At 63.2% G+C, this 25,027-nt stretch carries 24 protein-coding genes and 1 pseudogene; 15 read left to right on the forward strand and 10 right to left on the reverse strand.

Annotation, left to right across the window (positions count from 1 at the left end):
• The first annotated feature begins 4 nt into the window (after positions 1 to 4).
• The 3 genes from G559_RS29050 to G559_RS0116840 are packed head-to-tail and all read left to right on the forward strand — an operon-like array spanning position 5 to position 2,827.
• A complete protein-coding gene (locus tag G559_RS29050) occupies positions 5 to 622 on the forward strand; it encodes a paraquat-inducible protein A (RefSeq protein ID WP_371926446.1) in 618 nt (205 codons plus the stop codon).
• Entirely contained in the window at positions 606 to 2,246 is a 1,641-nt protein-coding gene (locus G559_RS0116835; protein WP_028629351.1) for a PqiB family protein, read from the forward strand. The genes G559_RS29050 and G559_RS0116835 overlap by 17 nt, the downstream gene beginning before the upstream one ends.
• Before the next feature lie 26 nt (positions 2,247 to 2,272).
• Positions 2,273 to 2,827, forward strand: coding sequence for a PqiC family protein (locus tag G559_RS0116840; RefSeq protein WP_028629352.1), 555 nt, complete (start codon positions 2,273 to 2,275; stop codon positions 2,825 to 2,827).
• Positions 2,828 to 2,839: 12 nt separating this feature from the next.
• Here G559_RS0116840 and G559_RS0116845 read toward each other — a convergent pair whose 3' ends face one another.
• The 3 genes from G559_RS0116845 to G559_RS0116855 all read right to left on the reverse strand — a co-directional run bounded on the left by G559_RS0116845 (position 2,840) and on the right by G559_RS0116855 (position 4,614).
• Positions 2,840 to 3,241: a hypothetical protein gene (locus G559_RS0116845; protein ID WP_028629353.1), complete on the reverse strand. Its 402-nt coding sequence runs from the start codon at positions 3,239 to 3,241 to the stop codon at positions 2,840 to 2,842.
• Between the two features lie 55 nt (positions 3,242 to 3,296).
• Positions 3,297 to 4,094: an alpha/beta fold hydrolase gene (locus G559_RS0116850; RefSeq protein ID WP_028629354.1), complete on the reverse strand. Its 798-nt coding sequence runs from the start codon at positions 4,092 to 4,094 to the stop codon at positions 3,297 to 3,299.
• A 310-nt stretch (positions 4,095 to 4,404) separates the two neighbouring features.
• Entirely contained in the window at positions 4,405 to 4,614 is a 210-nt protein-coding gene (locus G559_RS0116855; RefSeq protein WP_028629355.1) for a cold-shock protein, read from the reverse strand.
• A gap of 307 nt (positions 4,615 to 4,921) precedes the next feature.
• Between G559_RS0116855 and G559_RS30700 the strand changes: the two genes are divergently transcribed.
• From G559_RS30700 to G559_RS0116905, 10 genes and pseudogenes are all read left to right on the forward strand, one after another.
• Complete coding sequence (locus G559_RS30700; RefSeq protein ID WP_169338775.1) at positions 4,922 to 5,092, forward strand: hypothetical protein; 171 nt, start codon at positions 4,922 to 4,924, stop codon at positions 5,090 to 5,092.
• Between the two features lie 294 nt (positions 5,093 to 5,386).
• Positions 5,387 to 5,683: pseudogene (locus tag G559_RS0116865) on the forward strand (agmatine deiminase family protein); the annotation flags it as partial.
• A gap of 280 nt (positions 5,684 to 5,963) precedes the next feature.
• Entirely contained in the window at positions 5,964 to 6,872 is a 909-nt protein-coding gene (locus G559_RS0116870; protein ID WP_028629357.1) for a universal stress protein, read from the forward strand.
• An 84-nt stretch (positions 6,873 to 6,956) separates the two neighbouring features.
• Positions 6,957 to 7,640 (forward strand): phosphoribosyltransferase, encoded by a 684-nt coding sequence (locus G559_RS0116875; protein ID WP_028629358.1) that lies wholly within the window; start codon positions 6,957 to 6,959, stop codon positions 7,638 to 7,640.
• Positions 7,641 to 7,657: 17 nt separating this feature from the next.
• Positions 7,658 to 8,326 carry a dienelactone hydrolase family protein gene (locus tag G559_RS0116880; protein ID WP_028629359.1) on the forward strand — a complete coding sequence of 223 codons (669 nt, stop codon included), beginning with the start codon at positions 7,658 to 7,660 and terminating at the stop codon, positions 8,324 to 8,326.
• Between the two features lie 63 nt (positions 8,327 to 8,389).
• Positions 8,390 to 10,147, forward strand: a complete 1,758-nt coding sequence (acsA, locus tag G559_RS0116885; protein WP_028629360.1) for an acetate--CoA ligase — start codon at positions 8,390 to 8,392, stop codon at positions 10,145 to 10,147.
• A complete protein-coding gene (gene pdhA, locus G559_RS0116890) occupies positions 10,144 to 11,133 on the forward strand; it encodes a pyruvate dehydrogenase (acetyl-transferring) E1 component subunit alpha (protein WP_028629361.1) in 990 nt (329 codons plus the stop codon). The genes acsA and pdhA overlap by 4 nt, the downstream gene beginning before the upstream one ends.
• Entirely contained in the window at positions 11,130 to 12,104 is a 975-nt protein-coding gene (locus G559_RS0116895; RefSeq protein ID WP_028629362.1) for an alpha-ketoacid dehydrogenase subunit beta, read from the forward strand. Before pdhA ends, G559_RS0116895 begins: the two co-directional genes overlap by 4 nt.
• A 36-nt stretch (positions 12,105 to 12,140) precedes the next feature.
• Positions 12,141 to 13,280, forward strand: coding sequence for a dihydrolipoamide acetyltransferase family protein (locus G559_RS0116900; protein ID WP_028629363.1), 1,140 nt, complete (start codon positions 12,141 to 12,143; stop codon positions 13,278 to 13,280).
• Positions 13,273 to 13,518, forward strand: a complete 246-nt coding sequence (locus G559_RS0116905; RefSeq protein WP_028629364.1) for an acyl carrier protein — start codon at positions 13,273 to 13,275, stop codon at positions 13,516 to 13,518. The genes G559_RS0116900 and G559_RS0116905 overlap by 8 nt, the downstream gene beginning before the upstream one ends.
• A gap of 40 nt (positions 13,519 to 13,558) precedes the next feature.
• Here G559_RS0116905 and ftsH read toward each other — a convergent pair whose 3' ends face one another.
• The 6 genes from ftsH to G559_RS0116935 all read right to left on the reverse strand — a co-directional run bounded on the left by ftsH (position 13,559) and on the right by G559_RS0116935 (position 22,084).
• Positions 13,559 to 15,397 carry an ATP-dependent zinc metalloprotease FtsH gene (gene ftsH, locus G559_RS0116910; protein ID WP_028629365.1) on the reverse strand — a complete coding sequence of 613 codons (1,839 nt, stop codon included), beginning with the start codon at positions 15,395 to 15,397 and terminating at the stop codon, positions 13,559 to 13,561.
• 280 nt (positions 15,398 to 15,677) lie between these two features.
• On the reverse strand, positions 15,678 to 18,158 hold the full coding sequence (locus G559_RS0116915; protein ID WP_028629366.1) for a putative bifunctional diguanylate cyclase/phosphodiesterase: 2,481 nt from the start codon (positions 18,156 to 18,158) through the stop codon (positions 15,678 to 15,680).
• Between the two features lie 294 nt (positions 18,159 to 18,452).
• Positions 18,453 to 19,439 carry a fimbrial protein gene (locus G559_RS0116920; RefSeq protein WP_028629367.1) on the reverse strand — a complete coding sequence of 329 codons (987 nt, stop codon included), beginning with the start codon at positions 19,437 to 19,439 and terminating at the stop codon, positions 18,453 to 18,455.
• Positions 19,440 to 19,916: 477 nt separating this feature from the next.
• On the reverse strand, positions 19,917 to 20,474 hold the full coding sequence (locus G559_RS0116925; protein WP_028629368.1) for a phosphoribosyltransferase family protein: 558 nt from the start codon (positions 20,472 to 20,474) through the stop codon (positions 19,917 to 19,919).
• A gap of 16 nt (positions 20,475 to 20,490) precedes the next feature.
• Complete coding sequence (locus G559_RS0116930; RefSeq protein WP_028629369.1) at positions 20,491 to 21,462, reverse strand: ribose-phosphate diphosphokinase; 972 nt, start codon at positions 21,460 to 21,462, stop codon at positions 20,491 to 20,493.
• 79 nt (positions 21,463 to 21,541) lie between these two features.
• Positions 21,542 to 22,084 carry an Hsp20/alpha crystallin family protein gene (locus tag G559_RS0116935; RefSeq protein ID WP_028629370.1) on the reverse strand — a complete coding sequence of 181 codons (543 nt, stop codon included), beginning with the start codon at positions 22,082 to 22,084 and terminating at the stop codon, positions 21,542 to 21,544.
• 223 nt (positions 22,085 to 22,307) lie between these two features.
• Here G559_RS0116935 and G559_RS0116940 point away from each other — a divergent pair, with 223 nt between their 5' ends.
• Together G559_RS0116940 and G559_RS29055 are read left to right on the forward strand one after the other, a co-directional pair.
• Complete coding sequence (locus tag G559_RS0116940; RefSeq protein WP_245586513.1) at positions 22,308 to 23,357, forward strand: 4Fe-4S dicluster domain-containing protein; 1,050 nt, start codon at positions 22,308 to 22,310, stop codon at positions 23,355 to 23,357.
• The gene (locus G559_RS29055; protein ID WP_051246726.1) at positions 23,354 to 24,196 is read left to right on the forward strand and encodes an iron-sulfur cluster-binding protein; all 843 of its coding nucleotides are present in this window, start codon (positions 23,354 to 23,356) and stop codon (positions 24,194 to 24,196) included. The genes G559_RS0116940 and G559_RS29055 overlap by 4 nt, the downstream gene beginning before the upstream one ends.
• A 37-nt stretch (positions 24,197 to 24,233) precedes the next feature.
• Here G559_RS29055 and fnr read toward each other — a convergent pair whose 3' ends face one another.
• On the reverse strand, positions 24,234 to 25,019 hold the full coding sequence (gene fnr / locus G559_RS0116950; RefSeq protein ID WP_051246729.1) for a fumarate/nitrate reduction transcriptional regulator Fnr: 786 nt from the start codon (positions 25,017 to 25,019) through the stop codon (positions 24,234 to 24,236).
• Positions 25,020 to 25,027: the final 8 nt, after the last annotated feature.

The following is a 25,027-nucleotide window of genomic DNA, read 5'->3' on the forward strand; positions in this document are numbered from 1 at the left end:
CGAGATGAACCTGTGCCTGTGCCACGGCTGCGGACTGGCCTGCGACATGGGCAGCCATCGGCACCACTGCAGCCGCTGCGGCGCGCCTTTGCATGCACGCAAGACCGACTCCATCACGCGCACTTGGGCCTACCTGCTGGCTGCCCTGGTGTTCTACATACCCGCCAACCTGCTGCCAGTGATGAACACCAGCATGTTCGGCAGTGGCCTCGACAGCACCATCGTGGGCGGCGTCCTCGAGTTCTGGGAAAGCGGCGCCTGGGATATCGCACTGATCATCTTCATTGCCAGCATCGGTGTGCCAGCCATCAAGTTCGGGGCCTTGCTGCTGTTGCTGGTCACTGCGCAGAGGCACAGCGACTGGGCGCGGCGCCAGCGCGCGCAGCTCTATCGCTTCGTCGAGTTGATCGGCTACTGGTCGATGCTCGACGTGCTGGTCGTGGCCCTGGTCGCAGCGCTGGTACAGATGCAGGAGCTGGGCACCATCGAACCGCGCCCCGGCATCCTATTCTTCGGCGTGGTGGTGGTGTTCACCATGCTCTCGGCCATGAGTTTCGATCCACGCCTGATCTGGGACGGCGAATCATCCACGGGGGATGCAACCCATGCAGCAACACACTGAAGGCGGTTCAGCGCCTGGGCAGGCGGAGATCCGGACACGGCGCTGGAACGTGTCGCTGGTCTGGATAGTGCCCATTGTCGCGTTGCTGGTGGGCGCGTCGTTGGTGGTGCGCAGTTGGATGGAGCAAGGCCCGACCATCACCATCAGTTTCAAGACCGGTGAAGGCCTGGCCGCGCACAAGACGTTGGTGAAGTACCGCAACGTGGTGATTGGCGAGGTCACCGCGGTCGAGCTGGCCCCGGACAAGAAGAGCGTCAACACCACCGTGGAACTGTTCCGCGAGGCGGAGTCGTTCGCCAGCGAAGACTCGGTGTTCTGGGTGGTGCGCCCGCGCATCGGTGCCGGCGGCGTCACCGGTACCGACACCTTGCTGTCAGGCAATTTCATTGGCGCCGATGGCGGGCAATCGACAAAGCGTGCAAAGCGCTTCACCGGACTCGAATCGCCCCCGGCAATCACGTACGGCGAGAAGGGCAAGATCTTCACCCTGCACGCCGAAGACCTGGGCTCGCTGGATATCGGCTCGCCGATCTACTACCGCAAGATACCGGTGGGTGAGGTGGTTTCCTATGCGCTGGACGCCAAGGGGACAGGCGTCGACATCGGCATATTCATCGAGGCCCCCAACGACGTGTTCGTCACCGACAACACACGCTTCTGGAACGCAAGTGGCATTGATGTCGCCCTGGACTCCAAGGGCGTGAAGGTCAACACCGAGTCACTGTCTTCAATACTGATTGGTGGCCTGGCGTTTCGCACCCCCGAACATATCGTCGACGACAAGCCGGCGGCGGAGAAAACCGATTTCGTGCTGTTCGCCGATGAAGAAACCGCCCTGGCGCCACCCGATGGCATTGCACGCCGCCTGCGCCTCCGATTCGACCAGGCGCTGCGTGGCCTGGCCGTTGATGCGCCCGTGGAGTTCATGGGCGTGAATTTTGGCAAGGTCACCGCCGTTCACCTGGACTTCGACCCCGTGAAGCGGACGTTCCCGGTGATCGTCGATGCGATCATTTACCCCCAACGCATAGGCCCGGCCCACAACAAGATGCTGGAGGCCCTCAAACACTCTCCCGACGATGAAAAGGCCAGCGGCCTGTTGCTCGGCAGCTTTATCGAACACGGCCTGCGTGCCCAGGCGCGCAGTGGCAACCTGCTCACCGGCCAGCTGTACATCTCGCTGGACTTCTATCCAGATGCGGAGAAGGTTGCCTTCGATCCGAACCAGACGCCGTACATGATTCCCACGGTACCTGGCAGTCTGGAGAAAGTTCAGGAGCAGCTGCAGCAGATGGTCAACCGGATCAATGCGCTGCCGCTGGAGCGTATCGCCAACAACCTCGATGGCAACCTGAGCGAACTGAACCGCAGCCTGAAGCAGTTCAACACCCGGACCCTGCCCGGCGTCCAGGGCACCCTGGACGAGATTCGCAAGACGGTGCAAGCGGCCAATTCGGCATTGGCGGAGGACTCCCCACAACGCGAACAGATGACCGATACCCTCGAACAGCTGGAGCGGATGTCCCGCTCGCTGCGGGACCTGTCGGATTATCTGGGCAGGCACCCCGAATCGCTGATCCGCGGCCGTCCGGCAGCCACCGATGCACAGAACCTGCAGCCATGAGCGCCGCGAACAAGGAGTCGAGTCGAATGACGATACTGCACAAAGTACTTCTGACCGGGCTGCTGGTGATGCTGGGCGCTTGCAGCAGCGCACCGATCCGCTACCACACGCTGGTTCCCAAGCAATCGGCGAGCGGCGTCGCCATGGACATCCGCGTCGACCAGGTGACGGTGCCGCCGCAGGTCGATCGTTCGCAGATCGTCGTGCGCCAGGGTGATACCGGCCTGGCGATCCTGGAGACCGAATGGTGGGGTGCCAGCCTGGCCGATGAGCTGCAGAATGCCCTGGTCGACCAGCTCGGCTCGACACCCGCGGCTTCGGCGCAGGCGTCCCTGCGGGTGGATGTGCAGCGCTTCGATTCCGTGCCCGGTCAGTTTTCGCTGCTGGATGCCAGATGGCGCCTGAAACCGGCGGGGGCGGGTGCCATCACAGCCTGCCGGACCACATTGCAAACCCCTGCTGGCAACTCGGTGGACGAACTGGTAGCGGCGCATCAGGTCAACTTGCGAAAGCTCGCGGAAATCATCGGCCAGGCCAGCCGAGGGCAGCTGACGGTGTGCCCGACGGCTTCAGTCAACTGACCGGCGAGGGCGTCAGGCGTCGCGCAACAGGTCGTGGGCGTCGAGCAGCCGCCAGGCGATTTCCGGATGCAGCTCAAGTCCGCGGCGGATGGCCGCCGGAATGGACTGCCGGGTCTTGCGGCAAAGACCGGGCAGTTCGTCGATGCGGATATCGATGCCGCGCATGCTGCGCACTTCGTTGTAGCCGGGGGTGATATGCAGGCGCACGCCGAGCTGTTCGTAAATGCGCCGCTGCATATGCTCCAGGTCTTCCAGGCTGCGGATGTTCTCAAGCCGCTCCAGCAGGCGCTTTTCCTCCTGACGGGTCAGCAGCAGGATGCGGACGTCGGCACCGGGTACCTCCAGCAACTCCTCACGCCCGCAATTGCAGGCGCCGGGAGGGCAGGGTTGGCGGGTAGGGAGAGTGGGTGTCATGGCTTCCGATCATAGTCAGCCGAGTGTCCGGACGCCAACGGCGCCCAGGGCCGGTTCAACGTAGCAGTTCAGCCACCGCCAGGAGCACTGTCTCCGGCTTTTCGCGATGGGGGACATGGCCGCAGTCTTCGATGAGCAGCATCCGCGACGGGCCGTCGGTCAGGCGCGCGATCTGCTGAGGATGCAACTCGGAGCCGAACTCGTCCTGGTCGCCATGGATAGCGAGTACAGGACAGTCCAGCCGCCCCACCTCCGCTTCAAGGTTCCAGTCGGCGAAGCCGGGCGATAGCCAGGTCTCCGTCCAGGCCTCCAGCACCCAGCGGGCCTTGTCGCCGTGGTACTTGCGCAGACGATCCAGTTGGTCATCCTGCTGAAAACCCTGTTTGGCTTCACGGATGCCCGCCAGTGTGCGGTCTTCGACAAAGGCCTGCGCCGACTCGGTGATCAAGGCCAGGCAATGCTCCCGGTGGAGGTTTGCGCAGTGAGTGGCCATGCCGCCGCCGACGCTGTGGCCGAAGGCGATGAATTCGCGGATACCGAGGCTGTCCTTGACCAGCGGGAAGTCGCGCTCGGCTTCATCACCAACGAAGCCGTAGGCGAGCTGCCCCGGATGTGCGCTCGAGCGGCCGAAGCCCAGCCGGTCGTATGCCACTACGGTCCTGCCGGTGATGCTCGCCAGTTTGGCGGGAAATTCACGCCACAGCTCCACGCAGCCGAGCGAGTCGTGGAATAGCACGATGGGCGCTTCGTCAAAGGATGGGCTGAGGTGGTCGGGGCTCCAGATGCGCACGAAGAGCCTACCGTGGAGGCTGCTGATCCAGAGGTCCTGAGTATGGTGGCTGGGGCTTGGCACGGCTGACTCCAGGGCAAGGGGACGCCCCACAGGCTGCCAGAAAATGGCGCGCCCGGCAGCCGGGCTACAGACAATCCGACTTCATCCTGTACATCAGGCAGATCGTAGCCCGGATGAAATCCGGGAGAGACGATTGGACTTTCCCCGGATTTCATCCGGGCTACTGAAGACACGCCTTCATCCTGTAAATCAGGCATTTCGATCGTCACAGGCAGCGCCAATGACTCATGGCCACGCCCAAACGACGTGGTTTTCCAAGCTCAAACGAAAAAGCCCCGCAACATGTGCGGGGCTTTTTCTTAAAACGGCGTTACAGCGGGCGAACCTGCTCGGCCTGAGGCCCTTTGGGGCCATCGGTGACGAGGAAGGAGACGCGCTGCCCCTCGTCCAGGCTCTTGTAGCCAGAGCTTTCAATCTGACGGAAGTGTACGAACACGTCCGGACCGGATTCGGGGCTGATGAAGCCAAAGCCCTTTTCGGCGTTGAACCACTTGACGGTTCCGTTTTGGCGGGTCGACATGATGATGAATCTCCAAGGTGCAGGAATACGGGGTCGGCAATAGCGTGACCGTGACTGAATGCGAAGTGAAGGGTGCCGAGGAGATGGAGAATCGTAAGGACAAAACATCAAGACGGTGCCGCAAGACTGGGCAGGCAGTGCTGTGAGAATACAGGGTTTGTTGGCGTTGAATAGTTTTTTCTGCCTGGGGACGACTCCTGGAATGCGCTGGAGGGCCGGACAATTGCCCCGGCGCGGCAATGGGTATGCCTGTATAGTCCCATGTGAGTCGCTCGCAATGACGGCTCATCACTCAAAGGTGACTCCGATGTCCGATACACCGACAAGCCGATCGAGATCGCAGCTGGACGAGCAGACGCAAGCATTCCTGTCAAAGGGCGGCGAGATCAAGGAAATACCCACCGGAGCAACCGGGTGGAACGCCGACCGCAAGAAGACGCAATGGACCAAGGCGCAGACGAAGAAGCCCGATGCGTGAATCGGGGCACGCTGCCCGCAACGACCAAGCCCGCTGAAGCGGGCTTTTTTATAGGTTGAACGACCGGTCGCGTCGCAAGGCAACCAGCGGGCAAGAAATCTCGACCTTGTTTGACCAATGGAACAATTTGCTGCAAACCAGCGACCCGCACCAGGTTGTCGCCAACTACGCTCGCAGTGCCTCAACCAGCCAATCGCAGAAACCGCCGGTGAGCGGGTCGCCCTCGCTGTCGCGATGCTCCCAGCTCCAGTTCGGACCTCGCACCGTCTGTTCCGCAAGCGGCACCAACTGGCCGCCACCGACGCCGATGGGCGCAAGCTGGTGGTCCACACCTTGCCGCCGCCGCTGCGCGTGCGCAGCAATCAGTACACCCGCAACAACCCGGATTTCGCGCCGGGATACATCAACTACCTGCCGATCAACGGCGCCGTGATCGTCCCGGAGTTTGGCGATGCCGCCGCCGACAAGTACTGCAAGGACCTGTTGGCCAGGCTGTATCCGGGCCGAGAGGTGGTGCAGGTGAACATCGATCCGATTGCCGCCGGCGGTGGCGGCATCCATTGCGTGACCAAGAATCTTCCGCTCGCTTGAGGTTCGCGGTTCGGTCTGACCTGAGGTGCATCCGGCTACCGGCCAGGGGCCGGCCGCGTGCTGGTCGCCGCGATGTCCCTTGCCTTGCCGGTCGTCCAGTCAACGGCGACAGCGAGCGAGTTCGCGGTGAATTTGATGCATATCAACTCGGGCCGGCTCGGCTGGCAGCATGTTTTACCCATACAGGGCAGTGCCAATCTCCAGCTCCGAGTTCTTGCAGGCTGAGTCTGGAATCGAAAGAACCGTCGGGCGGCAATCAACAGAGCCCCTGGAGGATTCCATGAGCGTGTATCACCGCTTGCTGCTGATTCTAGCGCCTGGGCCGGGTCCATCTTCTGCACTGAATCGGGCGGCTGCCCTGGCTGAAGCCAGCGGTGCCGCGATCCATATCGTGACCTGTGGCAGCCCCTATGCCGCTTTATGGCTGATGGACAGGGTGGTTCAGGAACGCCTGCATGTCGAGTTCATCAAAAGCCAGGAGTCGCGCTTGCGAGAGGTCGCCGAGCAGTTGCGCGCCCGAGGTATCCAGGCCACCACGGAAGTGCTCTGGACCGAGGACCCCTTGGATGAGCTGCTTCGCCATGTAGAAGAACTGCCTGCGGACCTGGTGATCAAGGACACCTTTCGCGAGCCAGCGCTCCAGCGGGCCTTCATGACGCCGCTGGACTGGCAGTTGTTGCGTGAGTGCCCGGTGCCGTTGCACCTGGTGTCGTTCGCGGAACACCCGCTGCCGTGGAAAGTGGCTGCCGCGGTAGACCTTTCCACGCCAGCTGGCGAGATGGACCCCCTCGATGAACGAATTCTCGCGGCAGCCCGCGACCTGGCCCTGCAATGCAATGCCGAGTTGCACCTGTTGCATGCCTACGAGCATTCATCCGGCTACCCGGTATACGGCACCGACACGCTGGAGTGGCCTTCGGCGCGTGAGCGCGAGTTGAACAGGCAGCGGCGCGCCAGCTTCGACGCGCTGGCCGATCGCTTCGGCGTTCCGAACGACCGCCGGCACCTGGTGCTGGGTACACCGCTGCGGGTCATTGCCGACTTCACGCGGCAAGCCGGCATGGATGTGGTGGTGATGGGAACCCTGACCCACAAGGGGCTGGAAAAGGTACTGGGCAGCACGACCGAGCACGCTCTTTACCAGGTCGCCAGCAGCATCTTCGCCATCAGGCCGCCTGTCGAAAGGTGAGGCTGGCCGAACCAGACGGTGTTGCGAGGGGCGCTCGCCCATGCACTGCCGGGCGCGTCGTTAACCAGGTTGGAGGCTTGACTGATGTTGTGTTCCGGTTCGATACAAATCCCCATCCGTGATCGAGTGGCTGCGGGCCAGGCGCTCGTGCCGCTGCTGTCGGATTACCGATGCAGGTCAGACGCCATTGTGCTGGCCTTGCCGCGCGGTGGCGTCCCCGTGGCCTACGAGGTTGCCACGGCGCTGGAGCTGCCCCTGGACCTGATGCTCGTACGCAAGCTGGGTGTTCCGGCGCATCGGGAGTTGGCCATGGGCGCTATCGCCAGCGGTGGCGTGCGGGTGGTCAATCGCGACGTAGTGAGCATGCACGGCATCGACGACGCCACGCTGGATGCGGAAGTGGCGCGTGAGTCTCTGGAACTGCAGCGCCGTGAGCAGGCCTATCGCGGTATGCGCCCCGCGCCTGACCTGCGTGAGCGCGTGGTGATCCTGGTGGATGACGGCCTGGCGACCGGCGCCACCATGCTGGCTGCGGTACGCGCGGCCCGGCAACAGGGCGCTGCACGGATAGTGGTGGCCGTACCGGTGGGACCGGATGACACGGTAGCCGAGTTGCAGGAGGAGGCCGACGAGGTGATCTGTCCCTTCCAGCCCGAGTGGTTCACGGCGATCGGCCGCTGGTATGTGGACTTCTGCCAGGTCATGGACCAGACGGTGATCGACCTGCTGCAGCGAGCCTGGCGCCTCGAGCAGCAACGACAGGGCTGAATGCCCGGAGGTGCTCCATGCTTCAGCGTCGACCCCAGTACATTGAATTGGCGGATGTGCAGTTGTCCGGTGACCTGTTGTTGCCGCCCGCCGCCACGGGCCTGGTGGTGTTCGTGCATGGCAGCGGAAGCAGTCGCTTGAGCCCACGAAACCAGCAGGTTGCCCAGTACTTGAGCGAGCGGGGCTTCGCCACGCTGTTGTTCGATCTGCTTACCGAGCGGGAACAGCGCCGCGACCGGGTGACCTGTGAGCTGCGGTTCGACATCCCGCTGCTGACTGGCCGGCTTGTGGGTGTCCTCGACTGGCTGTCGGTGCAACCGGAGTTGCGCCGGCTGGCGGTCGGCCTGTTCGGTGCCAGTACCGGCGCGGCTGCAGCCTTGTCGGCTGCGGTTGAGCGGCCGGCGAATGTGCAGGCGATCGTCAGTCGCGGCGGCCGCACCGATCTGGCCGAAGAGGCGCTTGGCCGTGTTCGCGCGCCTACCCTGCAGATCGTAGGGGACCATGATCTTCACGTGTTGGGACTGAATCGAAAAGTGTGCCGAGCCCTGTCCTGCGAGCAGCAACTGGAGGTGGTTGCAGGCGCTTCGCACCTGTTCGAGGAGGCTGGCACGCTGCAGGAAGTCGCCCGCCTGGCGGGCGACTGGTTCGAGGCACATCTGGGCGAAGCAACGCGTGCGAGCGCCTAGCCAACCGGTAGCGCCCACCTCCGACAGGTTCCAACGGCAGCATTCTTGAAGGGGCAGGGTGCCATGCGTCCAGGCATTATCGAAAAGGTCACGAACGAGCTTCGGGTAACCCCGAACTGGCAGGACAGCGTGCAGGCGCGGGCGGCGTTCTCCTGGAACAATGAGGCGAGCGCCCTGGCCGGCCTGCCCGATGGCGGACTCAACCTGACGTTCGAGGCGGTCGACCGGCATGCCCGCGGTCCGCAGCCGGACCGAGTGGCGTTGCGTTTGCTGGACCGGGCAGGCCAGGCAAGCGACATCAGTTACCGAGACCTGAGCTTGCAGACCAACCGCTTCGCGCACCTGTTGCGGGGCCTTGGCGTTAGCGCAGGCGAGCGCCTGTTCGTGCTTTGCGAGCGCAGCCTCGAACTGTACCTGGGGGTGCTGGGCGGCTTGAAACAGGGCTGTGTGGTTTCGCCGCTGTTCTCAGCGTTCGGGCCGGAACCCATCGCGACCCGCATGCGCCTGGGCGACGGCAGCATCCTGGTGACCAGCGAGGCGTTGTACCGGCGCAAGGTGGCTGGCATTCGCAGTGGTTTGCCGTCGCTCAGGCATGTGTTGCTGTTCGGCGTCCCTGAGGGCGAGCCGATGCCCGAAGGCACGCTGGACCTTCACGCCCTGCTGGCCGAGGCCGACGACAGCTTCACCATGGCTGCCACCACGGCTGACAGTCCGTCCTTGCTGCATTTCACCAGCGGCACCACCGGTACGCCCAAGGGCGCGCTGCACGTTCACGGCGCCGCTGTGACGCACTATGTCACCGGCAAGTACGCGCTGGACCTGCACCCCGACGACATCTACTGGTGCAGCGCCGACCCCGGCTGGGTCACGGGCACCTCCTACGGCATCCTCGCGCCTTTGATGCTCGGTGTGACCAGCATCGTCGATTGCGCCGAGTTCGATGCCGAGCGCTGGTACCAGATACTCGAACGGCAGCGTGTCAGCGTCTGGTACACCGCCCCCACGGCCATCCGCATGTTGATGAAGGCCGGCACCGCGCTGGCCGCTGCCCACCGCTTTCCGGCGCTGCGCTTCGTTGCCAGCGTCGGCGAGCCCTTGAATGCCGAGGCCGTCTGGTGGGGGCTTGAAGCGCTCGGCCAACCCATCCATGACAACTGGTGGCAGACCGAAACCGGCGGAATCATGGTGGCCAATACCGCCGGCATGGCCATCAAGCCTGGCTCCATGGGGAAACCGCTGCCGGGGGTAGAGGCGGCGATCGTTTCCATTGAGAACGGTCAACTGACGCTCCAGGGTGATGATCAGGTCGGCGAACTGGCGTTGAAGAAGCCCTGGCCGGCTCTGTTCCGGGCCTATCTGGGCCAGGAAGAGCGCTACCGGCGCTGCTTCGCCGGGGAGTGGTACCTCAGCGGCGACCTGGCCCGGCGGGACCGCGACGGCTACTACTGGTTCGTGGGTCGAAATGACGATGTGATCAAGTCCGCCGGGCACCTGATCGGCCCCTTCGAAGTGGAAAGTGTGCTGATGGAACTGCCGGCCGTGGCGGAGGCCGCGGTGATCGGCAAGCCCGACCCGCTGGTGGGGGAGACGGTCAAGGCCTTCGTCTCGCTCAAGGGCGGGTATATCGCCAGCCCGGTCCTGCATGACGAACTGCTGGGGCACGCGCGCAAACGCCTCGGGGCTGCGGTGGCTCCCAAAGAGCTGGAGTTCGTTGCGAGCCTGCCGCACACGCGCAGCGGAAAACTCATGCGGCGGCTGCTCAAGGCCCGTGAACTCGGCCTGCCGGAAGGCGATCTCTCGACCTTGGAGAATCCGTCATGAACGTGCCCCCGGTGCCTTACCCGGCTGATTTCGCCTTGTGCCTGCTGCGCGACATGCTGCGCATCCGCCGCCTGGAAGAGCGCGCAGCCGAGCTGTACGGGGAGGGCAGTATTCGGGGTTTCCTGCACCTGTACATCGGGGAAGAAGCGGTAGCGGTTGGCGCATTGCATGCCCTGGGCAGCGACGACGCGGTGGTTGCGACCTACCGCGAGCATGGCCATGCCTTGCTCAAGGGGGTGCCCATGGGGGCGATCATGGCCGAGATGTTCGGCAAGCAGGAAGGCTGCTCACGGGGGCGTGGCGGTTCCATGCACCTGTTCGATGCGGGCGCGCGTTTCTTTGGGGGCAACGCCATCGTCGCCGGGGGCTTGCCGCTGACGGTGGGTTTGGCGCTGGCGGAGCGGATGCAGGGCGGCGGCCGTGTCAGCGCCTGCTTCTTTGGCGAGGGCGCCATGGCCGAGGGGGCATTCGCCGAGTCGATGAACCTGGCCGCACTTTGGCAGTTGCCCGTGCTTTTCTGCTGTGAGAACAACCTGTACGCAATGGGCACAGCGCTGGCGCGCTCGCAATCCCAGCTGGACCTCTGCGCCAAGGCGGCGGCATTCAAGGTTGCGGCCAGGGCCGTGGATGGCATGGATGTGGTCGCCGTGCACCAGGCCACCTGCGAAGCCGTTGCGGCTATTCGCTCGGGTGGCGGGCCGTACTTCCTGGAGTTCCAGACGTACCGGTTTCGGCCGCACTCGATGTTCGACCCCGAGCTCTATCGCGACAAGGCCGAGGTGGAGCAGTGGAAAGCACGGGGGCCGATCCATACCTTCAGCGCCCGGCTGAAAGCGCAGGGCATGCTCGATGAGGCCGGTTTTCTCGCGCTTGCCGGCACGGTCGACCAGGAAGTGGAGGCAGCCGTGGCCTTTGCAGAGGCGGGAAGCCTTGAGCCTGCCACCGAGCTGATGCGTGATGTGTACACCCCTGAGGCGGCGCCATGAGCCAGCCAACCACCTACCGCGCGGCGATACGCGAGGCCCTGCGCGATGCCCTGCAGCGCGACTCCAGGGTGTTCCTGATGGGCGAGGACGTGGGCCGCTACGGCGGTACCTACGCAGTGACCAAGGGCTTGCTGGAGGAGTTCGGCGCGGAGCGAATCCGTGATACGCCCCTGTCGGAGCTGACCTTCGTCGGCGCTGGAATCGGCGCAGCGCTGGGTGGCATGCGGCCGATCGTGGAGGTAATGACCGTCAACTTCAGCCTGTTGGCGCTGGACCCCTTGATGAATACAGCCGCGACCCTGCGGCATATGTCCGGCGGGCAATTTTCGGTGCCGCTGGTGCTGCGCATGGCGACCGGCGCCGGTCGCCAGTTGGCGGCGCAGCACTCCCATAGCCTGGAAGGCTGGTACGCGCACATCCCGGGCCTGAAGATACTCGCCCCGGCGACCCTCGAGGATGCTCGCGGCATGCTCTGGCCGGCGTTGCAGGACCCGGACCCGGTCCTGATATTCGAACATGCCCAGTTGTACAACCTGGAAGGTGAATTGAATCCCGACGAACCCGTGGATATTCGTTCGGCAAAGGTGCGCCGGGCCGGGCGGGACCTGACGCTGATCAGCTACGGCGGAACCCTGCACAAGGCGCTGGCGGCGGCCGAGCAGTTGATGGGCGAAGGGATCGACGCCGAAGTGATCGATCTGCGTGTGCTTCGCCCTCTGGACGACGCGACGCTTCTGGCCTCGGTGCGCAAGACGCGCCGCGTGCTGGTGGTGGACGAAGGCTGGCGTAGCGGGAGCCTCTCTGCCGAGATCATCGCGCGGATCGTCGAGCAGGGCTTCTTCGAGCTGGATGCGGCGCCGGTGCGGGTATGCAGCGCCGAAGTACCCATTCCCTACGCCAAGCACCTGGAGGACGCCGCGCTGCCCCAGGTAGCGGCTATCGTCGCCGCGGCGCATGGCATCTGTGGTTGATCGCTTTGCGGCCCGCATCGGGCCAATGAGGTGTGGATGATCGAGTTCAAACTGCCGTCGTTGGGCGCGGACATGGACCAGGGGACGTTGCTCGAGTGGCGGGTCAAGCCTGGCGACAAGGTTCGGCGGGGCCAGGTGGTCGCCGTCGTCGACACGGCCAAGGCGGCGGTGGATGTGGAGTGCTGGCACGACGGTGAGGTATTCCAGCTGCTCCTCGAGCCCGGCGGCAAGGTACCGGTCGGCACCTTGATCGCGACACTGCTGGAGGCGGGCGAATCCGCCGAAACCGCCCCGCGCAGGCCGGAACCGGAAGTCGCCGCTCCTGAGACCAACCAGCACCCGGCACCGACCCGGCACAAGGTGTCGCCGGCCGCACGTCGGCGCGCCGGTGAGCTTGGCATCGACCCGGACAGCTTGTCGGGGAGCGGACCTCACGGCGTCGTGTCGCTGGAGGACGTGGAGCGGGCCGCCACCGCCAACACGCCCGTCGACCGTGCCGCAGCCATGCGCCAGGCAATTGCCGAGTTGATGAGCCGATCCAAGCGTGAGATTCCGCACTACTACCTGTCGGAGACCATTTCCCTCGCAGCCTGCCTGGCGTGGTTGAGTACCTACAACGCCGCGAAACCGCCCCAGGAGCGCCTGCTGCCGGCAGCCATGCTGCTCAAGGCGGTCGCCCTGGCATTGCGCCGGCACCCGCAGTTCAACGGCTGCTGGAAGAACGGGGCGTTCCAGCCCACCGCGGGTACCCACCTGGGCGTTGCCATTGCGCTACGCCAGGGCGGGCTGGTCGCTCCGGTGCTGCAGAACGTGGCGGAAAAGGGCCTGGCGCAGGTGATGTTCGAACTCGGCGACCTGGTGGCGCGGGCGCGCAATGGCTCTTTGCGCAGTTCGGAGTTGGCGGAGGCGGGCCTGACGGTGACCCAGATGGGTGATCAGGGCGCGGAGTCCGTGTTCGGCGTGATCTATCCACCGCAGGTGGCATTGGTCGGTTTCGGCCGCATTTCGGAGCGGCCCTGGGTCGAGGACGGCAAGCTTTGTGTCAGACCCACCGTCGTGGCGAGTCTGGCGGCTGACCATCGGGCCAGTGACGGGCACGCTGGTGCCCGCTTCCTCGCTGAGATCGAGCAACTGTTGCAGACACCCGAGCTGCTAGGGGGAACGAATGATGAATGACGAGGAAATTCGCCGGCAGGTGCTGGACGCGCTGAAGACGGTTGCGCCCGAGATCGAACCGCAGTTACTGCGCGCTGATCGCTCCCTGCGCGAAGGCGTGGACCTGGACTCGATGGATTGGCTGCGGTTCCTCGGCATGCTGCATCAGGCCACCGGGGTGAGCATTCCGGAAACGGATTACCGGCAACTCGACAGCCTTGACGCATTGGTGGCCTATCTCGGCCAGCGGCTCCGCTGAGGGCTGACCTCGATGAGCGGGGACACATGCGAGCCTGGTCCTACGACGCAGCCCTGGCGCCTTTGACCGGTACGCTGCTCAAACCACGCGCCAGGGGGGCAAATTCGTCAGGGGTCAGGGATTCCTTTTCCTGAAGGAGGCGAGCGCCTCGGTCAAGGTCGCTGCGGCGTTCAGTCAGCAGCGCCTTTGCGCGTGCATAGCCCTCATCCAGAAGCTGGCGCACACACAGGTCGACTTCCCGCGCCGTCTGTTCCGAATAGTCCTTGTCGTGCGCCAGCGGGAAATGATCGCCCAGGTAGGCTCCGCCCTGTTTCTCCAGCACGGCCTGGCCCAGCTCGTCGCTCATGCCGAACCGCGTGACCAGTTGCCGGGCGATGTCCGTGGCCTTGGCCAGGTCGTCGGCGGCACCCGTGGAGATTTCTCCCAACGCCAGGAATTCCGCGGCGCGTCCGGCCAGGAGCACCACGATGCGATCCTTCAGCTCCTGCTTGCTGACCAGGAAGTGGTCTTCGGTCGGGCGCTGCAAGGTATAGCCCAGGGTGCCGAAGGAACGGGGAATGATGGACACCTTGTGCACCGGGTCCATGCCCGGAATGGCGACTGCAACCAGGGCGTGGCCCATTTCGTGATAGGCCACCCGCCGGCGTTCCTCGGGTTGCAGCAGCCGGCTCTTGCGCTCGATACCGGCAACGATACGTTCGACGGCGATGTTGAAGTCGCCCATGTGCACCGCGTCATCGCCTCGGCGGGTTGCCGCCAGTGCGGCTTCATTGACGAGATTGGCCAGTTCGGCGCCGGTAAACCCGGTGGTTATTGCGGCTACCTGGTCGCAATCGACGTCGCTACCGGCGCGGATTTGCTTGAGGTGCACCCGAAGGATCGCCGCACGGCCACGGCGGTCGGGCCGGTCGATCAGGATCTGCCGGTCGAAACGGCCTGCGCGCAGCAGTGCCGGGTCCAGTATCTCGGGTCGGTTGGTGGCGGCCAGCAGCACGACCCCTTCGCGAGGGTCGAACCCATCCAGCTCGGCGAGCAATTGGTTGAGGGTCTGTTCCTTTTCGTCATTCCCGCCCCAGGAGCCCATGCCGCGCATCCTGCCCAGTGCATCCAGTTCGTCGATGAAAATGATGCAGGGGGCCGCCTTGCGCGCCTGCTCGAACAGATCGCGGACGCGCGCGGCGCCAACGCCCACGAACATCTCGACGAATTCCGAGCCGGAGATCGAGAAGAACGGCACGCCTGCCTCGCCCGCTACGGCCTTCGCGACAAGCGTCTTGCCGGTGCCTGGCGGCCCGACCAGCAGAATGCCTTTCGGTACCCGCGCGCCCAGCCGGCTGTACTGTGGCTGGTCCTTGAGGAAGGACACGACTTCCTCCAGTTCGGCCTTGGCCTCGTCTATACCGGCCACATCATTGAAGGTGACGCCTGTGTCGCGCTGCACGAAAACCTTGGCGCGGGACCGGCCGACGTTGACCAGGCCGCCCAACCCCTGTTTTTCCGCCAGGCCCCGAAAAAGAAAGCTCCAGAGAGCGAAGATAAGCACGAGCGGCAGGAACCAGCCGAGCAGGGTGCTGATCAGTGTGTTTTCGCGTATGCCCGTGAAGCGTACGTCGGCATAGGCCAACTCGTCGGCAAGGGCAGGTTCCACCCGATTGGTGACGAAGTGGGCTCGACCATTGATCGGTTCTTTCAACGTGCCGGAGATGCGTTGATCGGTGATCTGCAGTTCAGCGAGCTTGTTCTGCTGCAAAAGGATCAGGAATTCGCTGTAGGGGAGGGTTTCGACGGCACGCTGTTCCGTCCACCAGCTCTGCAGCAACATCAGCGCGCTGAAGGTGACGATGAAGTACCAGATGTTCCACTGATGCTGCTTCTCCATGACGGCCCCTCCTGCTGGAATCGCGGAAGCAAGCGCCTGCGAACGCTCACTGTTCGAGTCTGATCGCGTCGTGGCGGGCCGAGTTGATGCGCATCAAGTCGTTGCAGTGTTCGGGGGGGCGTTGTAGGGGCGATATCAATCGCCAGGCAGGCCGCAGGGCTGCCCTGGTGGCCGGGGGGCAACTGCGTTGCCCTTGGCGAATGAATTCGCCCCTACAAGGGAAAAACCGCGGTTTGTAGGATGGCGTGGAGCGAAGCGATACCCATCAACGAAGCGACATTCAGTGCTCGGCCAGTATCCGTTCGTGAACGTACTGCCTGAACTGTTCAGCCGGCAGCGGGCGGGAGAACAGGTTGCCTTGGTAGGTCTGGCAGCCATGGGTGGCCAGGAAAGCGCGTTGCGCTTCGGTCTCCACGCCCTCTGCGATCACCGAGAGCCCGAGAATCTGGCTCAGGCTGATGATCGCGCAGGCGATGGCCGCATCGTTGGGATCGACCAGCACATCCCTGATGAATGACTGGTCGATCTTGAGCTGGTCCAGCGGCAGGCTCTTCAGGTAGGAGAGTGACGAGTAGCCGGTGCCGAAATCATCCAGCGAAAGGCCGATGCCGATCTCCTTCAGTTCGATCATCTTGGCGACGGTACTTTCCATGTCCTCCACCAGCAGGCCTTCGGTCAGCTCCAGCTTCAGTTTCTTCGGATCGGCCCCGGTGTACCGCAATACGGTCAGTACTTCTTCGACGAAGTCGGGATGGTGGAACTGACGGGCACTGACGTTCACCGCCACAACCAGCCGGGCGGTCTCCGGATGCCTGGCCCAGGCCACCAGCTGGGCGCAGGCGGTTTGCAGCGCCCAGTGGCCCAGCGGCAGGATCAGCCCTGTCTCTTCGGCCAGCGGAATGAACATGGCAGGCAACACGAGACCGCGCTCGGGGTGTTGCCATCTCATGAGCGCCTCTGCGCCGATGATGCGGCCCTCGATGTTCACCTGCGGTTGGAAATGCAGCAGCAGCTCCTTGCCCTGCAGACCCTGGCGCAAATCCGCTTCCAGCCGGGCGCGTGCGGTGGCGACTGCCTGCATCTCGGGGTCGAAGAAACGCAGCGTGTTGCGCCCCGCCGCCTTGGCGCGATACATCGCGAGGTCGGCGCGCTTCATGACGTCGTCAACCGAATTCAGCTGCCCCTGGAACAGCGCGATGCCCAAGCTGGGCGTGCTGTGGTGCTCGTAGCCATCCATCTGGTAGGTGATGTTGAGCGCGTTGAGGATTTTTTCGCAGACGGCCCTGGCCTGGATAGCGGCATCTGGCGGATTTTCGTTGAGCCCTTCGAGCAGGACGACGAACTCATCCCCTCCCAAGCGGGCTACGGTGTCACTTTCGCGGATGCAACCGCAAAGGCGGTGGGCCACTTCCTGCAGCAACATATCGCCACGGTCATGCCCCAGGGTGTCGTTCAGCGCCTTGAAATTGTCCAGGTCGATCAAAATCACGGCGCTCGTGTGCAGATTGCGGGCACCGCCGGCCAATACATGCTGCAAGCGGTCCAGGAGCAGCCGGCGGTTCGCCAGGCCGGTCAGTTGATCGTAGAAGGCCAGGCGTCGGACCTCCTGTTCGGCGGCTTTGCGGTGGGTGATGTCCGTGTTGATGGATAGAACGGATTGCGGCCGGCCGTTATCGTCGCGTACCAGGGTTCGGTGGCTTTCGAAGGTGATCGTGCTGCCATCCCGGCGTCGCAGCGTCACTTCACCCGACCAGTCCCCGGTCTCTATCAGGCAGTGGGTGGCCACATCGACAGCCGCGTGTCCCTGGTAGATCAGGTCCTGTGCCGACTTGCCCAGCGCCTCTTCCTTGAACAGCCCGTAGAGCCGCTCGGCGCTCTTGTTCCAGTACAGGATGCGGTGATCCATGTCGTGCACGACGATGGCGTCCTGCGCCTTGTCCAGCAGCGATGCCTGTTGGCGGAACTGCTTTTCGCTTTCGCGCAACCTGGCCAGGTAGCCCTCGCGCTCAGCTGCGTGCGCTTCCATTTCGCGCTTGATCCGGCGGCCATAGAACACCGCCGCGCTGACCATCAGCAGCACGAACAGCATGATGGAGTACTCGATCCGTCGCAGTTCTTCGACTGACGCCAGTTCCTCTTCCAGCAGCTTGCTCTGGATCAGGCCAACGCGCTCCCTCACCGCGGCCAGCGCGTCGAGCAGCTTGGCGTATCGCCTGTCCATCGTCGCCATGCGCTTGCCGGCGTCGTCCGATTGGCCTTCCCGGAAAAAGGAGAAGATCAGCGAGGCCTCCTTAACCATCTCGCCCATCGCAGTGTCGACTTCGGCCACCTCGTCCTTCAATGCCAGGGTGAAGACCTGGATCTCGGCGCTGTGCTCTGCCTGATGGGCGATCCGCTCCTGCAGTTGCTGCTTGACGGTGGAAAGGTGTTCGTTGAAGGCCTGCAAGGCCGCCGTCATATTGCGCGACTCGGCTTCGACATCGTGGGTGTCGAACACGTTGTTGCCAGGGGCGTTCACTTCCGATGCCAGGCTGCCCAGTGTCGAGTAGGCCGACAGTTGCTGGACCCAGGACTGGTTCGCCTTGATGGAGCGGTGATAGGTGTCGACGATCAGGTGGTTCAGCAGCACGCTGAGCACGACGACCAGTACGTCGAAACCCGCGAGGAAGAAGTACATGCGGTGCCACCTGGTCGAGCGTGGCTTGTCGGAATGGCTGGATAGGGCCTGGTTGGCAGCGCTTTCTCCTTCGAAAGAATCCATTTCACGATCTCCAGGCAAAGTCCCTGTAACGGCGTCGCGCAAACGTCCACTCAGGCGCTGCATCTGCAAATGGATACAGCTGGGTGATAGTCGAGACTGGATATGACCGGAGCGGCCTGGGCCGCATCGATGGGGCTCGACTATGGCCTAAGCATAGCCGTGAAATGGCCACTATTCGGCCGGACGACTGCTGGCTTTTCAACTGCGACTGTAGTGGTGTCCTGGCCCCGAAAGCGGAAGCCAGGGCGTAGGCCCTGGCTTCCGGTTGTTTTCGTTGATCGCCGTTTCGACGAGTCAGTAGTGGATCAGCTCGACGACAACGGCAGCATTGAATGGCCCGACCTTGGGTTGGTCTTCCCGCCAGATCAGGTCGGCCCGGAAGGGAACCCTGACGACTTCGCGATAGGAGGCGCTGTGCAGGTTGAACCACTTGTTGAAGGGCGCTTTGGTTCTGTTATCGGCCCTTACCAGGGAGATACCGACCGAGGGGTTGTCGTCGGGAACGAGCATGCCGGCAGCATCGGTGGCGGTGACCGGTGTGAACTTGGCTTCAGAGGTAAACAGGTCGCGGGAGCACGTCCTGGATATTTCAAGGTTGAAGTCGACGGCGCTGGCGACCTTGCCCCGTTGTGCATCCCGTGCGTGGACCATGGGGAAGGTGATGTGATCGGGAACGATGTTGAGTGTGGGAGTACAGGCGGAAGAGCGTAAAAGTTGCAAGTTGTAGACAGTAGGGTTGAACATCTGTCTGGCTGACAGGGATTTTTCGCGGTCAACGGTGAATACAGTGTATGCCGCCACTTGGGTGGCTTGGCCCGACGGTGGAAAGACGCCGCGCTTGATCACGACAATGCTGTAATCGAGGGTGAAATGGGCACGCCGCTCACACATGCCCGGAATTCCGTCGATTCCGCACACCTTTTCTGTCTGAATGCCGGTAGGGATTTTCTCTCCCGCGCGCGTGTATATCTTTCCGTTGAAACGCATCCCCACTTCAATGCCGCCATCGATTACGTGGTTCTTCGGATTCACGTAGATGGAAATGGGGATCTGATCTGTGATGCTCCCAGGATCGGTTCCGTCCGGCTGACAAGACACTGATCGGCTGAACGTTTCGGATTCCCAGGCGATGGTTCCATCCTCCAGGTCGGCGCCGATGGCCAGTCCGCTGGGCAGCACAAAAGTTCCACCGTTTCCAGAGCAAAGCAGTGCGAAGCTGGTGGAGGGGTGAAGGAGTATCAACAGTAGCGTCGGAAGAATGAGTTTCCTGATGTAGCGCATGGGTCGGGTGTCCTGAATCCATTTCTCGATCATCGATGGCCGCACGCGTACGCATGAGGGCGAACGGCCGTGAGTAACGCCAGATTTTGTGGGGCATCACTTTCTGTGTTGCGGGAAATGAGGACAAGGCGAGGACGTATGCGCGGGTTGTGCTAAATGTCCGAGCGCGTTGTAGGCGGATGGGAGGGCGATAGCGTCGGAGCTAACACAGGGCAGCTTTTACCCATATTGAATGCCGCTGCGTTCTGCGCAAAAAGGACCGTCACGGTGCCAAGGCGCAATCCGGCACGTCATACCGTGACAGTCAAACTCACGAACGATGAGCATTCTTAAAATGCATCGTTTTCGCATCGTGCGGTGCGCCGCTAAGGTCGTGCATTTGACCGTCCGGAGTTTGGGTCGAGCGCGGATGGTGGGGCGGTGAAGCGTGATCCACCCGAACGGATGTGCCGGGTGCAGCGAAGGTTCGGTGTGGCATTAGTGTTTGGCGGTTTGACCGTGACGGATGAGTTCGATCCGCAAATCCGCTTCATAGGGCGGGACGTGGCACTCGACGATGTCTCCGGGTGCGGCCTGCAGGCGAATGCCCACGATATCGGCACGGACTGGCTGGGTGCTGGTGCAGCGGTCCACCAGGACGGCGGTATGCACTCGGCGTGCGCCCTGTTGCGCCAGATAGGCGCAGGTGCGCAGCAGTGAGTGGCCCTCGTAGAGCACATCGTCAACTACCAGCAAGGGCAGTTCTGCCAGGTTCAGGGCCGCAAGCTCGTCATTGCCGGTGAGCGAGGTTTCCGGGTGGAGCAGTGTGAGGTCGTCGGCATAGCGCTTTACCTTGAGCGGGTAGAACGGTGGTTCCGGGGCGTCGGTCAGGGCGCGGAAGTGCGCCTGGAGCAAGCCCGCGAGCGGGTCTCCCCGGCGCAGGATGCCGACCATGGCAAAGGGCGTGCCGGAGTAGCAGGCGACGATCTGCCGTGCCATGGCTGCCAGCACGAGGTCGATTTCTTCTGCGTCATACAGGCAGATGCGATCGGTCACGGATCAGCCCCTGGCGTCAGTCGGCGTCGTGGATCAAGCCGTAGCGGGCTACAAGGGTCGCCGCGATGCTCTCGGCGGTCTCCACAACGACCAGGCGACCGGCTTTCAGGGCCCGTTCCACGCCCGGCAGGGGGACGCTGTCGCTGATCGCGACGCCCTGCAGCAGGGGTGACTCCAGCAGCCCCGTGCCCTCGGTGAAGAGGCCGTGGGTGGCCATCGCGAAGATTCGGCGTGCACCTCCGGCATGGCAGGCCTGGGCTGCGCGCAGGAGGGTGGAGCCGGTGCTGATGAGGTCGTCCAGGAGGATCACGGTGCAGCCCTCGACTTCGCCCACGAGCATGCCGCCGCTCAGCGTTTCATCGCGCCGATATTTTTCCACGCAGGCATGGCCGATTGCACGGCCCAGGCGCACCTCGAGCGCTTGCCGGAACAACTCGGCACGTTTGATTCCGCCGAGGTCTGGAGAGGCGACTACCACTGGCCCGCCGTCGTCCCAGCCGATGAAGCCATCCGCGAACAGCCGGGCGTTGTCCAGGTTGACGGTGGGAATCCGGAAGGCATTGTCCAGGGCGGCCTGATTGTGCGTTTCCATGGTGATCAGGCTGTCGACCCGCGAGGCTTCCATCAGCGTCGCGATGTAGCGGGTGATCACCTGGTCCTGCGCCTGGATTCGCCGCTCCTTGCGGCTGTAGCAGAGGTAGGGTGAGACCACCAGCAGATGACTCGCGCCGGCATCCTTGATGGCGGAACAGAGGAACAGGAGCCGACACAGCTTGTCGTGCACGCTGAGGCCGGGTTCCGCATAAAGGCCGGCAAACACCACGACTTGCCTGCCGGCGACCGGTTCCAGGGGATGGCACTTGTATTCGCCATCCTCGTAGGTTCGCTCCGCCACTGTTCCCAAGGGAATACCCAGGTGCCGGGCGACCCGTTCCGCAAAGGGGCGCGCCTCATGGAGTGCGAACAGTAGCGGGTTGTCTCGACTCATCGGTTCACCTTCAAACAGGCGGTAACGAGGCCTTTGACCCGTCGGCGCCGGTCAGCCACCGGCGCTGATGTGAGGGACTTCAGGCGGACTTCACCGGGATCAGCTTCTCGGGCTTGATGGTATCCGGGCGTTTGGGCAGTGAAACCGTCAGCACGCCCTTGGTAAAGCTGGCTTCGATGCGTTCTATGTCGACGCCCTTGGGCAGACTGAACGCGCGCTGGAATGCACCGTAATGCCGTTCGGACAGGTGGTAGTCCTTTTGCTTTTCCTCTTTTTCGGCCTTCTTCTCGCCACTGATGACGAGGTTGCCATTGGAGAGTCGGATCTGGATGTCCTTCTCTTCCATCCCTGGCAGCTCGGCGGTGACTTCGAATGAGTTTTCCTTCTCGGCAATGTCGATTGCCGGTATGCCGCGTCCGGGGGAGGTACGCCCCCAGAACGAATCGACGTCCGACGTGCTGCGCCCGAGCGGGAAGTGCAGGGGAGACCGGCCGAAATCCTCGAACAGGTGGTCTATCTGCTGGCGAAGGGATTCAAAGGGATGCCATTGCTCCGGTACAGCCGGGGTCGTGGCAGGCGGGGACTTGATCTCTTCAGGACGGCTGCGTTCGGTGTCGGCCATGGTGGTTTGCTCCTCAATCGGTTTCTCGGAACTGCTCTTCAATGATTCTGTGAGCCTGCCTGCGAGGATTTTTGATCTTCGTCAAGTAGTTGATTTCTACCCCTGACCCCCGGTCCGGTTGCGCGGTGGGGCAAAGGCTGCGCCGGGTGATTCCTCTACCCGGTCGGAGCGATGGGGGATTCCTTGATGTTGATCAATCGCGCCAGCCTGTGCAGGGCATAGCGTGGATTTGACAATCATCGACAAGCGTCGAGCGAGGAGCACCATGGGGGTCTACAGGTTGGAACATCCCGAGAAGCTGCGGTCACACTTGGCGAACGGTCGCAGGCTTTTCGAGGTGCGCCCGGACGAGGGGGAGATGTGGCGTTGGCAACAGGTGGATGCAGCCGACGTTCAACCTTTCAAGGCTCCACTCGATCCCCCCGTCGATACGCCGCGGCGCTTCCTCTTCGCCGAGCGTGAGCTGCTGTTCCGATTCGAGGGCGGCAACTTCTATTCAGCCCTGCCCGAGCCGGCGCCCCAGGTCCTGTTCGGCGTGCACAGTTGCGATCTTCAGGCGATTGCCTATCTGGACCTGGTATTTGCCGATGATCCCCACTACCAGGCCCGCCGTCGTGCCACCTTGCTGGTGGGACTCGATTGCCACCGCAGCTGCAACGCCGGCTTCTGCACCGCCCTGTCGAGCGGTCCGCGCGTTCGCCAGAGCATGGCGGATCTGGTACTGCTGCCGCTCGAACGCTGTGGTTACGCGTTGCTGGTGACGTCGACGGCGGGGGCGATTGCCCTGCAGGGGCTCGACCTGGAACCGGCTGAGGTGGAGTGGCAAGCCGAGCGGGTGCGAAATTCGGCAAGGGTATCGGCGGCTCAGGGAGGCGACGATGACGTCGCCAATGGCATTGCCTTCATCAATGCGGGGTTGGTGGCTGCCGAGACCTGGGAAGGGATCGCGCTGGATTTCCTGGGCGCTGGCGATTGCGCGCGGCTATGCCCGACTTGCACCTGCTTTTCGACGGAAATGCGCCCGGTCGATGGCGCTCTGGCTTGCGCCGGGGAACGAGTCTGGGATAGCTGCCTGTCAGAAACGTTCCAGTTGGAATCCCAAGGGCGCAATCCCAGTAGTCGTGCCGGGCAGCGTACGCAGCACTTCTGGTTGCACAAGTTCGGCAATGCCTTCAAGGAGCGCTACGGCGGTTATGGGTGCGTGGGGTGCGGACGATGCGAGCGTGCCGGCATGGGAGCGTTGCAGGTGTTGCGACGGGTCAATGCGTCATGATCAGTCTCACACCCAGAAGGCTGAAGCTGGCAAGGCGGCAGGAGGACGGCGACAGCTCACAAGTGCTTCAACTCGTCATCGATCATCCCCTGGATTGCGACCTTGAGACCATCCCCGGGCAGTTCTTCATGCTTAGCCTGACGGGTGTAGGAGAGGGCCCGTTCAGTTATCTGGAGATGCCGGACAGCCTGGGAAACTTTCGCGCGCTCGTTCGTTCCAGGGGGCGCCTCACTTCAGCGCTCCTGTCCCAGCCCGAAGGGACGGTGCTGGGCTACCGAGGGCCATACGGGGTCGGTTGGCCCTTGCTTATCGGCCGCCATTCCGTCCTGATCATTACCCTTGGATACGGGCTGGTTTCCCTGGCTTCCTATATTCAGGAAGCCTGCAACTGGGGCCTGCCAGGGAACCTGCGCCTGCTGCATATCAGCAACGGCCGCGCATCCCTCGCGCTCGACGCGGCCCGTGCGCGCTGGCAATCCGAGTTGGACGTGGTGGAGCTGGTAGTGCCGGACATTTCGACCGCCCGGCCCCATGGTGCGGCGCTGCAGCTGCTTGCGGACCTGCTTGCTGCCGAACGGCCGGATGCTGTGCTTTGCTGCGGGCCAGAGCCCTTCATGCAGGCCGCCGGGCGCTTGTGCGTGGCCAAGGGCGTGGCGCCGGAAAGTATCTGGCTGTCGATCGTGCGGCGCATGTCGTGCGGCGTCGGCCTGTGCGGTCACTGCCACTTCGGCACGACCTACGTTTGCATGCACGGACCAGTCTTGCGCTACGACCACTACTGGCAACAGATGCGCTACTGCGAACCGCACGTACCACGGCTGGGCGAATGGCTATGTTGAGGGGGCAGATGCCTGGAGCGAGTTGGTCAGGGGCACTCTAACGTTGGGTCGGGACGTCCGAGTTCTGTTCCAGGCTGCCTTCTTCGTCGTGGGGATGGACCTGCCGGCATAGGGTCTGGATATCCAGCAGTCGCACTTCCCGGCCTTCGTTGTCGATCAGGCTCTGATCGCGAAAGCGGGTGAACAGGCGGCTGACCGTTTCTGTTGTCATGCCCAGGAAGTTGCCGATATCGCAGCGCTTCATCGGCAGCACGAAGTTCGATGCCGACAGGCCGCGCTGGCTGTAGCGAGCGGAGAGGTTGAGCAGGAACGCGGCGAAGCGCTGCTCTGCGCTGTCCCGTGAGTGGCTGTGACGTTCATGCTCTACATGAATTTCCCGACTCATGGTGCCCAGCAGTTGCTTTCGCAGCCCGGGCATCGTCCCCGCCAATTCTTCGAGCTGATGCAGGGGAATGGTGCAGACCGCCGAGGTTTCCAGCGCGACCGAATAGCTGGGGTAATTGTCGCTGCCTATGGCGTCCAGACCGATCAGTTCCCCCGGCAGGTGGAATCCAATGATCTGTTCCACGCCGTCGGCGGAGAGCAGGTAGGTCTTGATAGCACCTGAACGCAGTGCATAGACGTGTTGAACGGGTTCACCCGCGCGGATCAGGTAGTCGTGCTTATGAATCGGCCGGTTTCGCTTGATGATGCTTTCAAGCTCACTGATTTCAGCTTCGCACAGACTTACGGGCAGGCAAAAACGGCTCAGCGAGCAGTCGTGGCAGTTGATATGCAACCGCGCCTCCGATTTCTGGATGCTGCCCAGCGAGTCATGTGGCATGAAATTCG

Source organism: Metapseudomonas resinovorans DSM 21078, from assembly GCF_000423545.1.
Taxonomy (GTDB): domain Bacteria; phylum Pseudomonadota; class Gammaproteobacteria; order Pseudomonadales; family Pseudomonadaceae; genus Metapseudomonas; species Metapseudomonas resinovorans.

Excerpts from the sequence above, each read along its gene's own strand:
- G559_RS0116915 (WP_028629366.1), bottom strand. The coding sequence starts at position 18,158 with ATGGATTCTTTCGAAGGAGAAAGCGCTGCCAACCAGGCCCTATCCAGC.
- acsA (WP_028629360.1), top strand. The coding sequence starts at position 8,390 with ATGCGTCCAGGCATTATCGAAAAGGTCACGAACGAGCTTCGGGTAACC.
- pdhA (WP_028629361.1), top strand. The coding sequence starts at position 10,144 with ATGAACGTGCCCCCGGTGCCTTACCCGGCTGATTTCGCCTTGTGCCTG.
- G559_RS0116905 (WP_028629364.1), top strand. The coding sequence starts at position 13,273 with ATGAATGACGAGGAAATTCGCCGGCAGGTGCTGGACGCGCTGAAGACG.
- G559_RS0116880 (WP_028629359.1), top strand. The coding sequence starts at position 7,658 with ATGCTTCAGCGTCGACCCCAGTACATTGAATTGGCGGATGTGCAGTTG.
- G559_RS0116935 (WP_028629370.1), bottom strand. The coding sequence starts at position 22,084 with ATGGCCGACACCGAACGCAGCCGTCCTGAAGAGATCAAGTCCCCGCCT.
- G559_RS0116875 (WP_028629358.1), top strand. The coding sequence starts at position 6,957 with ATGTTGTGTTCCGGTTCGATACAAATCCCCATCCGTGATCGAGTGGCT.
- G559_RS0116835 (WP_028629351.1), top strand. The coding sequence starts at position 606 with ATGCAGCAACACACTGAAGGCGGTTCAGCGCCTGGGCAGGCGGAGATC.
- G559_RS0116840 (WP_028629352.1), top strand. The coding sequence starts at position 2,273 with ATGACGATACTGCACAAAGTACTTCTGACCGGGCTGCTGGTGATGCTG.
- ftsH (WP_028629365.1), bottom strand. The coding sequence starts at position 15,397 with ATGGAGAAGCAGCATCAGTGGAACATCTGGTACTTCATCGTCACCTTC.
- G559_RS0116870 (WP_028629357.1), top strand. The coding sequence starts at position 5,964 with ATGAGCGTGTATCACCGCTTGCTGCTGATTCTAGCGCCTGGGCCGGGT.
- G559_RS0116855 (WP_028629355.1), bottom strand. The coding sequence starts at position 4,614 with ATGTCGACCCGCCAAAACGGAACCGTCAAGTGGTTCAACGCCGAAAAG.
- G559_RS29055 (WP_051246726.1), top strand. The coding sequence starts at position 23,354 with ATGATCAGTCTCACACCCAGAAGGCTGAAGCTGGCAAGGCGGCAGGAG.
- G559_RS0116845 (WP_028629353.1), bottom strand. The coding sequence starts at position 3,241 with ATGACACCCACTCTCCCTACCCGCCAACCCTGCCCTCCCGGCGCCTGC.
- G559_RS29050 (WP_371926446.1), top strand. The coding sequence starts at position 5 with ATGAACCTGTGCCTGTGCCACGGCTGCGGACTGGCCTGCGACATGGGC.
- fnr (WP_051246729.1), bottom strand. The coding sequence starts at position 25,019 with ATGCCACATGACTCGCTGGGCAGCATCCAGAAATCGGAGGCGCGGTTG.
- G559_RS0116930 (WP_028629369.1), bottom strand. The coding sequence starts at position 21,462 with ATGAGTCGAGACAACCCGCTACTGTTCGCACTCCATGAGGCGCGCCCC.
- G559_RS0116900 (WP_028629363.1), top strand. The coding sequence starts at position 12,141 with ATGATCGAGTTCAAACTGCCGTCGTTGGGCGCGGACATGGACCAGGGG.
- G559_RS30700 (WP_169338775.1), top strand. The coding sequence starts at position 4,922 with ATGTCCGATACACCGACAAGCCGATCGAGATCGCAGCTGGACGAGCAG.
- G559_RS0116920 (WP_028629367.1), bottom strand. The coding sequence starts at position 19,439 with ATGCGCTACATCAGGAAACTCATTCTTCCGACGCTACTGTTGATACTC.
- G559_RS0116895 (WP_028629362.1), top strand. The coding sequence starts at position 11,130 with ATGAGCCAGCCAACCACCTACCGCGCGGCGATACGCGAGGCCCTGCGC.